Annotated in this window: 15 protein-coding genes; 8 read left to right on the top strand and 7 right to left on the bottom strand. The window is 69.2% G+C overall.

Annotated elements, in window-relative coordinates; translation table 11 throughout:
- Positions 1–8: 8 nt before the first annotated feature.
- Together I9P22_RS13760 and I9P22_RS13765 are read left to right on the top strand one after the other, a co-directional pair.
- Positions 9–1,190: a DUF1501 domain-containing protein gene (locus I9P22_RS13760; RefSeq protein ID WP_199260049.1), complete on the top strand. Its 1,182-nt coding sequence runs from the start codon at positions 9–11 to the stop codon at positions 1,188–1,190.
- 761 nt (positions 1,191–1,951) lie between these two features.
- Positions 1,952–2,671, top strand: coding sequence for a GNAT family N-acetyltransferase (locus I9P22_RS13765; protein WP_199260062.1), 720 nt, complete (start codon positions 1,952–1,954; stop codon positions 2,669–2,671).
- A 4-nt stretch (positions 2,672–2,675) separates the two neighbouring features.
- On the opposite strand, the gene I9P22_RS13770 is transcribed toward I9P22_RS13765, so the two are convergent.
- Complete coding sequence (locus tag I9P22_RS13770) at positions 2,676–3,404, bottom strand: response regulator (protein ID WP_199260050.1); 729 nt, start codon at positions 3,402–3,404, stop codon at positions 2,676–2,678.
- A 136-nt stretch (positions 3,405–3,540) separates the two neighbouring features.
- Here I9P22_RS13770 and mce point away from each other — a divergent pair, with 136 nt between their 5' ends.
- Both mce and I9P22_RS13780 read left to right on the top strand, forming a co-directional pair.
- Positions 3,541–3,945 carry a methylmalonyl-CoA epimerase gene (mce, locus tag I9P22_RS13775; RefSeq protein ID WP_199260051.1) on the top strand — a complete coding sequence of 135 codons (405 nt, stop codon included), beginning with the start codon at positions 3,541–3,543 and terminating at the stop codon, positions 3,943–3,945.
- Entirely contained in the window at positions 3,945–4,205 is a 261-nt protein-coding gene (locus I9P22_RS13780) for a DUF1467 family protein (RefSeq protein ID WP_199260052.1), read from the top strand. Before mce ends, I9P22_RS13780 begins: the two co-directional genes overlap by 1 nt.
- On the opposite strand, the gene I9P22_RS13785 is transcribed toward I9P22_RS13780, so the two are convergent.
- Both I9P22_RS13785 and I9P22_RS13790 read right to left on the bottom strand, forming a co-directional pair.
- Positions 4,171–4,872, bottom strand: a complete 702-nt coding sequence (locus tag I9P22_RS13785; protein WP_199260063.1) for an EI24 domain-containing protein — start codon at positions 4,870–4,872, stop codon at positions 4,171–4,173. The two genes, I9P22_RS13780 and I9P22_RS13785, sit on opposite strands and share 35 nt — an antisense overlap.
- Positions 4,872–5,438: a nitroreductase family protein gene (locus tag I9P22_RS13790; RefSeq protein WP_199260053.1), complete on the bottom strand. Its 567-nt coding sequence runs from the start codon at positions 5,436–5,438 to the stop codon at positions 4,872–4,874. The genes I9P22_RS13785 and I9P22_RS13790 overlap by 1 nt, the downstream gene beginning before the upstream one ends.
- Positions 5,439–5,538: 100 nt before the next feature.
- Between I9P22_RS13790 and I9P22_RS13795 the strand changes: the two genes are divergently transcribed.
- A complete protein-coding gene (locus I9P22_RS13795; RefSeq protein ID WP_199260054.1) occupies positions 5,539–5,787 on the top strand; it encodes a DUF167 domain-containing protein in 249 nt (82 codons plus the stop codon).
- Here I9P22_RS13795 and I9P22_RS13800 read toward each other — a convergent pair.
- Positions 5,784–6,035, bottom strand: a complete 252-nt coding sequence (locus I9P22_RS13800) for a hypothetical protein (protein ID WP_019353302.1) — start codon at positions 6,033–6,035, stop codon at positions 5,784–5,786. The genes I9P22_RS13795 and I9P22_RS13800 overlap by 4 nt on opposite strands.
- A 134-nt stretch (positions 6,036–6,169) precedes the next feature.
- Here I9P22_RS13800 and I9P22_RS13805 point away from each other — a divergent pair, with 134 nt between their 5' ends.
- Positions 6,170–6,916, top strand: a complete 747-nt coding sequence (locus I9P22_RS13805; protein WP_199260055.1) for a M48 family metalloprotease — start codon at positions 6,170–6,172, stop codon at positions 6,914–6,916.
- Positions 6,917–7,166: 250 nt separating this feature from the next.
- Positions 7,167–7,508: a hypothetical protein gene (locus I9P22_RS13810; RefSeq protein WP_199260056.1), complete on the top strand. Its 342-nt coding sequence runs from the start codon at positions 7,167–7,169 to the stop codon at positions 7,506–7,508.
- A 6-nt stretch (positions 7,509–7,514) separates the two neighbouring features.
- Here the strand turns inward: I9P22_RS13810 and ilvN are convergent, their stop codons facing one another.
- From ilvN to I9P22_RS13825, 3 genes are all read right to left on the bottom strand, one after another.
- Positions 7,515–8,075: an acetolactate synthase small subunit gene (ilvN, locus tag I9P22_RS13815; RefSeq protein ID WP_199260057.1), complete on the bottom strand. Its 561-nt coding sequence runs from the start codon at positions 8,073–8,075 to the stop codon at positions 7,515–7,517.
- A gap of 15 nt (positions 8,076–8,090) precedes the next feature.
- A complete protein-coding gene (locus tag I9P22_RS13820) occupies positions 8,091–9,845 on the bottom strand; it encodes an acetolactate synthase 3 large subunit (RefSeq protein WP_199260058.1) in 1,755 nt (584 codons plus the stop codon).
- A gap of 166 nt (positions 9,846–10,011) precedes the next feature.
- Positions 10,012–10,863: an arginyltransferase gene (locus tag I9P22_RS13825; RefSeq protein WP_199260059.1), complete on the bottom strand. Its 852-nt coding sequence runs from the start codon at positions 10,861–10,863 to the stop codon at positions 10,012–10,014.
- 228 nt (positions 10,864–11,091) lie between these two features.
- On the opposite strand from I9P22_RS13825, the gene I9P22_RS13830 reads away from it, so the two are divergent.
- Positions 11,092–13,644, top strand: a 2,553-nt coding sequence (locus I9P22_RS13830; protein WP_199260060.1) for a [protein-PII] uridylyltransferase family protein, incomplete at its 3' end; no start/stop codon positions are given.

The following is a 13,644-nucleotide window of genomic DNA, read 5'->3' on the forward strand; positions in this document are numbered from 1 at the left end:
AGGCGCCGATGCCGACACTGGACCGCAGGTTGTTTCTGAAGGGCTCGGCGCTGCTGGGCTGCTCGGCGGCGGCGCATCCGCTGCTGAACTCGATGACATTTGCCGCCCTGCCTTCGGACAACCGGCTGGTGGTGATCATCCTGCGCGGCGCCATGGACGGGCTGGACGCCCTCCAGCCCTATGGCGACCCGATGCTGCGCCGGCTGCGCCGCGACCTGTCGGTGGGGCCGGAAAACGGCGCGCTGGATCTGGACGGGTTCTATGCGCTGCATCCGCGCCTCGCGCCGTTGATGCCGCTGTGGCGAAGGGGCGAGCTGGCCTTCGCCCATGCCGTCTCGACCCCCTATCGCGACAAGCGCAGCCATTTCGACGGCCAGGACCTGCTGGAGGCCGGCACAGGCAACGACCTGCCGGTGGACCGCCGCATCGGCGGCTGGCTGAACCGGCTGTTGCAGGCCACGCCGGGGGCCACGGCCGAGACCGCCTATTCGGTGGGCGTCGAGCAGATGAAGATCCTGTCCGGCAAGGCCGCGCATCTGAGCTGGGCACCGACCGCCTCGCTGAGCCTGTCGCCGCAGGCGCAGATGCTGCTGGAACATGTCTATCACGACGACCCGCTGTTTCGCGACGCGGCGCGGGACGCGGTGCAGATCGGCTCGGAAACCTCGGAGATCGAGCGCATCGCCGGGCCGACCGGCGACGCGCAGGCCCTGGCCCGCTTCGCCGCCAATCGGCTGAACGCGGAAAGCCGCATCGCCGCCTTCTCGATCCCCGGCTGGGACAGCCATGCCAGCCAGCCGGCGGTGCTGGGCCGGGCGCTGGATCGCCTGGCCGCGGCGATCCTGGCGCTGCGCGACGGGCTGGGCGGCAATTGGGCGCGGACCTCGGTGCTGGCGATGACCGAGTTCGGCCGCACCGTGCGCGAGAACGGCTCGGGCGGCACCGATCACGGCACCGGCGGCGCGCTGCTGATGGCGGGCGGCGCGATCCGCGGCGGCCGGGCCTTCGGCGACTGGCCGGGCCTGGGCGAGGGCCAGCTTTACGCCGACCGCGACCTGATGCCGACCCGCGACATCCGCGCCTATGCCGCCTGGGCCATGCGCGGCCTGTTCGGGATCGGGCGCGACACGTTGGAGCGTTCGATCTTTCCGGGCCTCGATCTGGGCGGCGATCCGGGGATGCTTGCCTGAACTCCAAGCGCGCCGCCGACCATGAACGCGCACGCGCCCTGTGGCGGTGAAACCCGGAGCAGGGCGACCGGCGGCATGTCCGGCTGGCGGACGGATGGCACCTGCTTCGGCTACGCATTGCGGCAAGCGCGGTCCCCGGTCCCGCGGCCTGTTCCGGACGGCGCTCAGGCATCCGGGCTGGCTTTCTGCCGGCTTGCTCCTTACCGATGCGCACTGCCCCCGCCACGCCTGCCCGTGGGAACCCCTTGCCCGACGGGCGCGGTCATCGCCGCCGCGCGCGACCGGGATGCCGGCCTGCGTCCCGCGGGTGAGCATGCTGCAATTCCCGCACGGGCGGGAGCCTGTGCGCATGGCAGGCCCTGCTTGCGCAGGGGAAGGGCTGCCGCAACTTCCCGTGCGCGAGGCGGAGCGCCCTGCCCCAGGGCGGTGATTGTCCGCATCGCGAGCCCGCAACTCGCGCGAGGCAGAGCGTCCACCTCCCAAGGTCAAAGCCCCGATCCCCAGCCTCTGTGCGCCCGCGGGGGGCGAGGCTTGGTTCTGGCCACGGATCCTGCGTGCCGGGCCGCTGCCGCTTCCCGGTCTTGACCTTGGCGGTGAAGAGCGGATGCTGGCCCGGATGTCGCCGGAGCCTGTCCATGTCCAAAGATCCCGCCGCCAACCCGTCCAGCCCTGCCGCGCAGCATGCCACCGCCAGGGCCGCGCATGACCCCGGGGCCTCTGCCGCGGACAGGCAGGGGATCGGCCCTTCCGGCATGGCCGGAATGCCGGCCCCTCGCAGCGGGAAAGCAGCGGCAACTCCGTCCGACCGCCCGACCGGCCCTGCCGTCACCGAATTTGTTCCACCTCCTGCCCCCGGTCCGGATCGCATCGAAGGCCGCCATGTCACCCTGGAACGGCTTGATCCGCAGCGCCATGCCGAGGATCTCTTCGCCGCCAATCAGGGGCAGGACTGGGTCTGGGACTATCTGGGCTATGGTCCCTTCTCCGATCTTGCCGCCTATCGCGCCTGGCAGGCCGGGATGGCCGCCAGGACGGACCCGTATTTCTATGCCTTGCGCGACCGGGCGACGGGCAGGGTCGGCGGGCTTGCCTCGTTCCTGCGCATCGACCGGGGCAATGGCGTGATCGAGATCGGGCATATCGAGATCGCGCCGCCGATGCAGCGAACCCCCGCCGCGACCGAGGCGATCTCGCTGATGATCGGCTGGGCCTTCGGCGCCGGCTACCGCCGCGTCGAGTGGAAATGCGATGCGCTGAACGCCCCTTCGCGTCGCGCTGCGCTGCGCTACGGCTTCACCTTCGAAGGCATCTTCCGCCAGCACATGATCTACAAGGGCCGCAACCGTGACACCGCCTGGTATGCGATCATCGACCGCGACTGGCCGGCCTTGGCGCGGGCGCACCGGGCCTGGCTGGACCCGGCGAATTTCGATGCCCGGGGCCGGCAGCGGCAAAGCCTGTCGGCACTGACCGCGGGCTAGGAGGTCAGGAGATCCGCACCGCCGCCAGCCGGTCCTGAACCAGCCCGCTGATCCGCGCCAGGTCCATGGCCAGCGCCCGGCCGTCGGCATGGTCCCGCGCCAGCGCCGTTGCGGCGTCCTCGAGCATCCGGTCATGGGCCGAGCGCGCCACCCCGGCCAGGAAGCGGGCGATATATTCGATCGCCTCGGTATCGTCCGCCTGGGACAGCACATCGGCGACATGGACCAGATCCTCGCGCAGCGCGTCGGGATCGGCCGGGATCACGTCGTCGGGCAGGACGCGCAAGCCCTGCGGCCGCGCCGTGGGGGGCAGGGCGGCCAGGATCGCCTGCTGGAACACCGCGAGGCTTTCGACCGGCTTCACCAGGAAGCCGTCGGCCCCGGCCCGCAGCGCCGCCTCACGGTTCTGCGGATCGCCCGAGATGCCCAGGATCACCGGCACCCGCGGCAGCGTCCTGGCGATGCTGGCGATCATGTCGGCGCCGTCGCCATCGGGCAGGCCCATGTCCACGATCACCGCGTTCGGGCGATAGGTCTGCAGATGCCGCAAGGCCGAACGGATGCTGTCGGCCCGGCGGATGCGCGCGCCGGAGCGCAGGCACAGCAGTCGCACCGCCTCGGAGGCGACGCGAGAATCCTCGACCACCAGCACCGTCAGGCCGCTCAGCGGTCGGTCGGGCAGGGTGGCTCGCCAGGTGGGAATTTCCTCCGCACCGATCCTTTCCTGTTCCATCTTGCAAATCCTTGCTGGGAATCACCGTCTGGTCCCGAGGATTGCGCGATTCCCCTAAGAAGCGGTTAACGGCCGCTTCTTTTCCTTCCCCCCGGGGCCTTGTGGCCCTAGAAGGACGCAAACGACGGAGGACCAGATGATCGGACGCCTGAACCATGTCGCCATCGCCGTGCCGGACCTGAAGGCGGCGGCCGCGCAATATGAAAACAGCCTTGGCGCCAGGGTGGGCGCGCCGCAGGACGAGCCCGACCACGGCGTCACCGTCGTCTTCATCGAACTGCCGAACACCAAGATCGAGTTGCTTTACCCCCTGGGCGAGAACAGCCCGATCCAGGGCTTCCTGGACAAGAACCCCTCGGGCGGCATCCATCACATGTGCTTCGAGGTCGAGGACATCCTGGCTGCCCGCGACAAGCTGAAATCCGAGGGTGCGCGTGTGCTGGGCAATGGCGAGCCGAAGATCGGCGCCCATGGCAAGCCGGTGCTGTTCCTGCATCCCAAGGACTTCAACGGCTGCCTGATCGAGCTGGAGCAGGTCTGATGAGCCTGACCGGCGGCATCGTCCTTTACTCCGTGCTGTGGTTTCTGGTGCTGTTCGTGCTTCTGCCCTTCGGCCAGCAGAGCCAGGCCGACGTGGGCCAGATCACGCCCGGCACTCCGGCCGGCGCCCCGCACGAGCCGAAGCTGAAGAAGAAGATGCTGTGGGCGACGCTGATCGCCGCCCTGGTCTGGGGCGTGATCGCCTATGTCATCATCGGCGGCATCATCACCCGCGCCGATCTCGAGGCCTGGACGCGCTGAGGTGATAAAGGTGGGTGAAGCCCGCCGCCGCCAGAACCGGCACCACCACGTTCAGCACCGGGACGGTCAGCAGAGCCGCGATCAGCACCCCCAGCAGCGTCGCCGGCACCGCCAGGCTGCGGCGCAGCGCGGTCGCCTGCGGCTGGTGCAGGTGTCGCCGCGCCGCCATCTGGAAGAACTCGCGCCCCAGCAGCCAGCCGTTGCCGCCATAGAACAGCACCGAGGCCAGCGGGCCGAGGAAGGGCGTCAGCACCAGCGTCACCAGCGTGACCAGGATCACCGCGCCCATGACGGCCAGCGATTCCCAGAGCCCGTCCCAGAAATCGACCGGCAGGCCGCGGGCGGCGGGGTAATGCGTCTCCTCGACCGCCTCGGCGACGCGCTCGGCGAAGAGGCCGGAAAAGCCGGCCGCCACCGGCATCATCAGGAAGACGCTCATCAGCGGGAACAGCAGCAGCGAGCTCCAGGACAACGTGGGCGCCAGCGGCACGGCGCCGATCCAGGGCAGGGTCAGCGTCTCGGGCGCGAAGGCGCGGATGGCCCAGAAGGCGCCGGCCTGCAGGACGACGAACAGGCCCAGGGTCAGAGCCACGCCAAGCGCCACAACACCGAAGATGCGCGGGCGCAGCAGGTCGCCCCAGGCCAGAAGAAGCGCGCGGACGACCATCACAGGAAGGTCGTCTTGGCCGCGACATCCGGGCGCGGCCGATCGGGCGGGGTGGCGCCGCGCCGGCCGATATGGATCAGGCCGACCACGCGCTCGCCCGCGCCGATGCCCAGATGCGCGCGGGCGAAATCCGGCTGCGCCGCCGGGCCGGTCAGCCAGGCGGCGCCATAGCCCGCCGCCAGCGCCGCATTCAGCAGCTCCAGGCAGACCGCGCCGGCCGAGAGGAACTGTTCCCATTCCGGGATCTTGGGGCTTTCGACCGGGGCCGAGACCACCGCCACGATCACCGGCGAGGCGAAGGCCGAGCGCGCCTTTTCCACCGCCGCCTCGTCGCCGCCGGCATCGGCGACATGCCTTGCCAGCACCGGCGCCAGCCGGTCCAGCGTGGCGCGCTCCAGCACCACGAAGCGCCAGGGTTCCAGCTTGCCGTGGTCGGGGACGCGGGCGGCGAGCTCCAGCAGGTTCATCAGCTCGTGCCGCTCGGGCGCGGGGCCGGTCAGCAGCTTTGGCGGGTGCGAGCGGCGCTGGCGCAGAAAGGCCAGGGTGGCGGGGTCGGTGTGCTGCATGGCGGGTCTCCGGTGCGCGCTTTTGCCCTTCAGATAGCCACGGGCGGCGGCCGGCGCCAGTCGGGATTGCCTTTTTCACCGCGCCGCGCTTGATAAGCGCATGACCGACCTTAGCCACCTTGCCCGGCCCGGCGCCGAGATCGCCGTGCGCGTCACCCCGCGCGCCTCGCGCAATGCGGTGATCCTGGACGGCGAGGCGATCCGCGTCACCGTCACCGCGGTGCCCGAGGACGGCAAGGCCAACGCCGCCGTTGTCAAGCTGCTCGCCAAGGCGCTGGGGGTGGCGAAATCGCGGCTGGTCCTGCTGCGCGGCGCCACGGCGCGCGACAAGCTGTTCCGGCTGGATTAGCGGCGCTCCAGCCGGTAGTTGCCCTCGGGCAGGTTCAGCGCGGCGCGCAGTTCCTCGAGCTGCTCGATGGTCATGACGATCTGCGCCAGCTCGCCGGTGTCGGGATCGAACTGCTCGATCACCACCCGGTCGTCGAAGCTCTGGATCACCACGTCCTCGTTCAGCGGCCGGGTGCCGGTCTCTGCCTCGGGCAATTCGTCGATCAGGGTGATGACGGTGGCGTCGAAATCGTGTTCGATGGTGAACATCGCGATCCTTCCGGTTCAGCTTTTCTCAACAATCGCGTGATATGCGGGGCGGAGCAAGCCCAGGGCTTGGCGGCGGGGCGGGGCCACGGCTAGAGTGGCGCGAATTGGGCAAGAACAAGGACAAGGGGCGGCAGATGCGCGGGACATGGCAAGCGGCGGCGGCGATTCTGCTGGTCCTGGCGGGCTGCGTCGCGGCGCCGGTGCCGCCCGACGGAAGCCAGCCGCTGCCCGAGGCGGTCCCCAGCCCGGCGCCGGACACGCCCGTCGGCGCCCGCGCCTCGGCCCGCGCCTTCGTCGCGGTGATCAGCCGCATGGAGCCAGCGGTCGAACGCGAATGCGTCGACCGGCGCACCCAGCCGATCAGTTGCGATTTCCAGTTCGTGGTCGACGACCGGCCGGGGCTGGAGCCGAACGCCTTCCAGACCGTGGATTCCGGTGGCCGCCCGGTCATCGGTTTCACGCTGTCGCTGATCGGCGAGGCGCGCAATGCCGACGAGCTGGCCTTCGTCGTCGGGCACGAGGCGAGCCACCACATCCTGGGCCATATCAACCGCAAGACCAGCGCCGCCACCATGGGGGCGGTGATCCTGGGCGGGCTTGCCAGCGCCTATGGCGGCAATTCCGAGGCGATTCGTACGGCTCAGGATTTCGGCGCGCAGTTCGGCGCCCGCTACTATTCCCGGGAATGGGAGCTCGAGGCCGATTACCTGGGCGCAATCATCGCGCTGAATGCCGGATACGACCCGGGACATGGTGCGCAATTTTTCGCTCGCATCCCCGATCCAGGTGAGAAGATTCTGGGCACCCACCCGTCGAATGCGGCAAGGCAGGGGCAGGTGGCGCGCGCCGTGGCGGATTATCGGGCCGGCCGAGTCCGATAATTCCCCTGCGCTGTTGCATTCCTGCATCGTGCGAAACGGGCTTTTGCCCAGGGTTTCTTCAGAAAATCAGCGACAAACCCCGCTCGGGCCGGGACAAATCGCCGCAGATTAGCTCAATTTGTATAGGATACCCGACGTCAAACTGAACGGTTCCTCCAAAAATTGCTTTCATAGGCGAGAAACTGCCGATAGTTTCCGGTCTGGGTTGTGCGACGCCCTTGGGGAAGGGCGTATTGGTTTAGGAGCTTTGATGATCGGGGTCATTCTGTGGAGCAGTCCGGCCAAGGAGAAGGCCGTGATCTGGTGCGAGGATCATGGGGCCCTGGCCTATCTGCAGGGGCAGGAAAATCTTGTCACTGCCGAGGGTTGGCCAGAAGCCGGGGATCTTGTCGAGCTGGAGTTCGAGACGATCAACGATCTGCGCCATGCCCGCGCGGTCAGCATGGTCTCGGGCAACCGGCGCTCGGAACTGCCGGATCTGCTGCGCGGCATGGGCGACAAGCCCGGGCAATCGCGCCCGGTGCTGCGGGTGATCTCGAACGGCGATTGCGGGCTGGAAAAGCGGCCGCTGAAGCTGGCGGCCGCTCGCTGAAAGGCGTCAGCCGCCGCGTGCCAGCGCCGCGACTCCGGTGCGGGCCTGGTCCGACAGGCCCAGCGGCCGCATCAGATCGGCGAAGGCGTCCAGCTTCTCCGGCGTGCCGGTGATCTCGAAGACGAAGCTTTCCAGGGTCGAATCGACCACGCTGGCGCGGAAGATCTCGGCGATGCGCAGCGCCTCGACCCGCTTGTCGCCCTTGCTGGTGACCTTGAACAGGCCCAGTTCGCGTTCGACGCTGGGGCCTTCGACGGTCAGGTCGTGGACCTCGTGCACCGGCACGATGCGGCCCAGCTGTGCCTTGATCTGCTCGATCACCGCCGGGGTGCCGCGGGTGACGATGGTGATGCGCGAACGGTGGCCCAGATGGTCCACCTCGGCCACGGTCAGGCTGTCGATGTTGTAGCCCCGGCCGGAAAACAGCCCGATAACCCGCGCCAGCACCCCCGGCTCGTTCTCGACCAGCACTGCGAGGGTGTGGCTTTCGATGGTCTGGGCATTGGGGTCGCGCAGGTCATAGGCCGAATGGCTCGAAGCGCCCTTCTGGATGTTCAGTGCCGCCATGTTCTTCTCCTAACCTCAGACCAGGGCCGCGCCGGCGCCGGTGATGGCGCCTTCGGTCGAGGCCTCGCCCAAGAGCATCTCGTTATGCGGCTTGCCCGAGGGGATCATCGGGAAGCAGTTCTCGTGCTTTTCGACCAGCACGTCCAGGATGAACGGGCCGTCGTAGTCGATCATCTCCTGGATGGCCGCGTCCAGGTCGGCCGGGTCGGCGACCGTGCGCCCGCCGCAGCCGAAGGCCTCGGCCAGCTTGACGAAGTCCGGCAGGCTTTCCGACCAGCTCTGGCTGTAGCGTTCGCCATGCAGGAGCTGTTGCCACTGCCGGACCATGCCCAGGCGTTCGTTGTTCAGGATGAACTGCTTGACCGGGGCGCGGAACTGCACCGCCGTGCCCATTTCCTGCATGTTCATCAGCCAGGACGCCTCGCCGGCGACGTTGATCACCAGCGCCTCGGGATGCGCGACCTGCACCCCGATCGAGGCCGGCAGGCCATAGCCCATGGTGCCCAGCCCGCCCGAGGTCATCCAGTGGTGCGGATCCTCGAAATGCAGGAACTGCGCCGCCCACATCTGGTGCTGGCCGACCTCGGTGGTGATGTAGGGGTTGCGGCCCGCCGTCAGCGCCTGCAGCCGCTGCAGCGCGTGCTGGGGCTTGATGACCTTGTCCGAGTTGCGATAGGCGAGGCAGTTGCGTGCCTTCCACTGCTCGATCTGCACCCACCATTTCTGCACCGCGGCGGCGTTGGTCTTGCGCCCGCGGGCCTTCCAGACCTTCAGCATGTCCTCGAGCACATGGCCGACATCGCCGACGATGGGCAGGTCGACATGGATCACCTTGTTGATCGAGCTGGGATCGATGTCGATCTGTGCCTTGACCGAGCCGGGGCTGAAATCCGCCACCCGGCCGGTGATGCGGTCGTCGAAGCGCGCCCCGACCGCGATCATCAGGTCGCAATCGTGCATGGCCATGTTCGCCTCGTAGAGGCCATGCATGCCCAGCATGCCGATCCAGCCCTTGCCCGAGGCCGGATAGGCCCCCAATCCCATCAGCGTCGAGGTGACCGGGAAGCCCGTCGCATCCGCCAGTTCGCGCAGCAGCTGGCTGGCGCCGGTGCCGGAATTGATCACGCCGCCGCCGGTATAGAGGATCGGCCGCTCGGCCGTCTCCATCAGCTCGACCAGCCGGGTGATGGTGGCCAGATCGCCCTTCTTCGCCGGCTGGTAGCTGGGCGTCTCGATCTGCTTCGGCCCGACATAGTCGCCGGTGGCGAATTGCACGTCCTTGGGGATGTCGATCAGCACCGGACCCGGCCGGCCCGAGGTGGCGATGTGAAAGGCCTTGTGGATGGTCGCCGCCAGCTCGTCCGTCTCCTTCACCAGCCAGTTGTGCTTGGTGCAGGGGCGGGTGATGCCGATGGTGTCGGCCTCCTGGAAACCGTCGGTGCCGATCAGGAAGGTCGGGACCTGGCCGGTCAGCACGACCAGCGGGATCGAATCCATCAGCGCATCGGTCAGGCCGGTGACGGCATTGGTCGCGCCGGGCCCGGAGGTGACCAGCACCACGCCCGGCTTGCCGGTCGAGCGCGCATAGCCCTCGGCCATGTGCACGGCGCCCTGTTCGTGGCGGACGAGGATGTGCTTGATGTCGTTCTGCTGGAAGATCTCGTCGTAAATGGGTAGTACCGCCCCGCCCGGATAGCCGAATACGGTGTCGACGCCCTGATCGCGCAGAGCTTCGATAACCATCCTTGCACCGGTCATTTCTCGGGACATGCCCATTCTCCATTTCTGAACCTTCGCGGCCGGGCCTGCCGGTCCCGTGCTGCGTCGCGGGAAACTATGGGGGCGGCGCGGCATGGTCAATGCCGATTGTCCAATAAAATGACCCGCTGTTGCGAAATATTGAAATATTCTTACCGAAACGCCGGATTTTCGGTAATCATCTCCGATTGGGCGGCAGGGTGATGCGTGCCACCTGCTCGACGATCGGGTCGATGGACAGCGGATGGATGTCCGAGCTGTGCTGCGCCGGGTCGCCGATCGGCTGCCAGACCCCGCCCTTGTAGATCTCCAGCGCCGAGAACTTCGCCTTGTAATCCATCTTGCGGCTGCCGGGCACCCAGTAGCCCAGATAGACGAAGGGCAGCCCGGCGCTGCGCGCCAGCTCGATATGGTCCAGGATGATATGCGTGCCCAGGCTGAGGGCGTCCAGCGCCGGGTCATAGAAGCTGTAGACCAGGCTCAGCCCGTCATCCAGCACATCGGTCAGGCAGACCGCGACCAGCCGGTCGCTGCCGGGGGCGGGTGGAGTTTCCGAGCCCGCGCCCGCCCCCAGATGGCTGCGATATTCGATGACCCGGGTGCGCACCGGCGTCTCCTCGATCATCGCGGCGAATTCGAAGATGTCCATGTCGGCCATGCCGCCATCGGCATGGCGTTCGTCCAGATAGGCGCGGAACAGCTCGTATTGTTCCTCGGTCGCCCAGGCGCTGGTGGCCAGCCGGCGCAGATGCGTGTTCTTGCGCGCCACCCGGCGCTGCGTGCGCGAGGGCCTGAACTCGGACACCCGGATGCGCGCCGACATGCAGGCCACGCAGCTTTCGCAGCTGGGCCGGTAAAGCACGTTCTGCGAGCGGCGAAAGCCCTGCCGGGACAGGGTGTTGTTCAGTTCGTTGGCCGAATCGCCGGCCAGGGCGGTGAACAGCTTGCGCTCGGCCCGGCCGTGCAGATAGGGGCAGGGCTGCGGGGCCGTCACATAGAATTGCGGCGCATGAGGCAGGCTGTGCCGCATCAGCCGCGCCCCCGGCTTTCGGGGCGCGCCGCGCCCTGGGGCGCGTGCGGTCTGGTCGTTCTCGTCTCGGCGCGCATTGGCGGCGGCCCGGGCCTTGCTGTCAGTTGCTCTCGGGCCGAGCCTAGCAACAGTTGCCCCCCGCGCCAAGCAGGGAAAACCGTAAGAATTGAACGCTTCGCCGCGATCGTGCGGCATTGACGCGGCGCGGGCGGCGGCTAGGCTCTGGGCATGGATTTCGCCGCCCGCATCACCCGCCTGCCCCTTCCCGTCGATCCCGCCCGCGGCCTCTCCGCGCTGCAGGCCACCGGCATCGCCGATCCGCGCCTGGGCGACCTGATCCGTGGGGCTGCTGGCTGCAGCCCCTACCTGGCCGGGCTGATCGAGCGCGAGGCCGACTGGCTGCCCGGGGCGCTGGCGCATGAGGATGTCGTCGCCCGCGAAACCGCCGGGTTCGAGACCCTTGCCGCCGATGCCCTCGGTCCGGCGCTGCGCCGCGCCAAGCGGCGGGTGGCGCTGTGGACGGCGCTGGCCGATCTGGGCGGCGTCTGGCGGCTCGAGCAGGTGACGGGGGCGCTGACCGATCTGGCGGATCGCGCCGCCGACCTGGCGCTGCGCGTCCATGTCGGGGTCGAGCAGTCGCGCGGCAAGCTGCCCGAAACCCAGGCCGAGGCCGGTGGCATCGTGGCGCTGGCCATGGGCAAGATGGGTGCCGGAGAGCTGAACTATTCCTCGGACATCGACCTGATCGTGCTTTACGACGACAGCGCCTATGCCCCGGACGACCAGCACGAGGCCCGCGCCAGCCTGATCCGCGCCACCCGCAAGGCGGCGGCGACCATCTCGGACAATACCGACCAGGGCTATGTCTTCCGCACCGACCTGCGGCTGCGGCCCGATGCCGCGGTGACGCCGGTCTGCATCTCGATCTCGGCGGCGCTGGCCTATTACGAGGCCGAGGGCCGCACCTGGGAACGCAGCGCCTATATCAAGGCGCGGCCCTGCGCCGGCGACCTGGCGGCGGGCGCGCGTTTCCTGCGCGAGTTGCGGCCCTTCGTCTGGCGGCGGCACCTGGATTTCGCGACCATCCAGGACGCGCATGCCATGCGGCTGCGCATCCGCGAGCACAAGGGCCTGCACGGCCGCATCGAGGTGCCCGGCCACAACATGAAGCTGGGGCAGGGCGGCATCCGCGAGATCGAGTTCTTCACTCAGACCCGCCAGCTGATCGCCGGCGGCCGCGACCCGGACCTGCGCGTGCGCGGCACGGTCGAGGGGCTGGCGCGGCTGGCCGAAAAGGGCTGGGTGCCCCCCGACGTGGCCGAGGAGCTGACCGCGCATTACCGCGAGCATCGCGAGATCGAGCATCGCATCCAGATGGTGAACGACGCCCAGACCCATGCGCTGCCCGCCTCGGCCGAGGGGCTGGACACCATCGCCCGGATGATGGGCGAGGCCGATACCGCCGCCTGGTCCGCGCGCCTGGCCGGCCGCCTGGCGCGGGTCGAGGCGCTGACCGGCGATTTCTTCGCCCCCGGCGAGCGGCGGGCGCGCCCGAAGCTTTCGCCCGAGGCCGAGGCGATGGTGGAGCGCTGGCGCAGCTATCCCGCCCTGCGCTCGGCCCGCGGCCGCGAGGTCTTTGCCCGGATCGAGCCCGACCTGCTGAGCCGCCTGACCGCCGCCGCCCATGCCGGCGAGGCGCTGGCGCGCTTCGACGCCTTCCTGGCCGGTCTGCCGGCCGGGGTGCAGCTTTTCTCGCTCTTCGAGGCCAATCCGCAGCTGATCGAGCTGATCGTCGACATCTGCGGCACCGCGCCGGGGCTGGCCGCCTATCTGGCCCGCCACCCCGAGGTTCTGGACGCGGTGCTGGGCGGCAGCTTCTTCTCGGACTGGCCGGGCGTGGCCGAGCTGCGCCGGCAGCTCGACCAACTGCAGGCCTCGGCCTTGACGGCGCCGAAGGGTGGCTATGAACAGGCGCTGGACGCGGCGCGCCGCTGGGCGCATGAATGGCAGTTCCGCGTCGGCGTCCATCACCTGCGCAGCCTGATCGGCGCCGAGGAGGCGGGCGGCCAATATGCCGACATTGCCGATGCGGCGGTGGCGGCGCTGTTCCCGGTGGTGGCGGCGGAATTCGCGCGCCGGCACGGCCCGGCCCCGGGCCGCGGTGCGGTGGTGCTGGGCATGGGCTCGCTGGGGGCGCGGCAGCTCAACGCCGCGTCGGATCTCGACCTGATCGTGATCTATGACGCCGCCGGGCAGGACAGTTCGGACGGGCCGAAGCCGCTGGCGACGCGGGCCTATTACGCGCGGCTGACCCAGGCGATGATCACCGCGATCTCGGCGCCGACCTCGGCCGGGCGGCTTTACGAGGTGGACATGCGGCTGCGCCCCTCGGGGCGGCAGGGGCCGGTCGCGACCTCGGTGCAGAGCTTTCGCGACTACCAGATGACCGAGGCCTGGACCTGGGAGCATCTGGCCCTGACCCGTGCCCGGGTGATCGGCCTCTGCGGCGCCGATGCCGCGGCGCTGGCCGATGAGGTCGAGGCGCTGCGCGTCGAGGTGCTGCAGAGCCGCGGCGGCGATCCGCGCGTCCTGCCGGACCTAGCCGAGATGCGGGCCCGCATCTTCGCCGCCAAGGCCCCGGACGGCGCCTGGGAGGCGAAGATCGGCCGTGGTCGCTTGCAGGACATCGAGTTGCTGGCGCAATGTTTCGCGCTGCGCGCCGGTTCGGCGGCGCGCGCGGCCCAGGCGCAGCTGCGGGCCGGCCCGCGCGCCGGCCTGGTC

The organism is Paracoccus binzhouensis (genome assembly GCF_016446475.1).
In the GTDB taxonomy this organism is placed as follows: domain Bacteria; phylum Pseudomonadota; class Alphaproteobacteria; order Rhodobacterales; family Rhodobacteraceae; genus Paracoccus; species Paracoccus binzhouensis.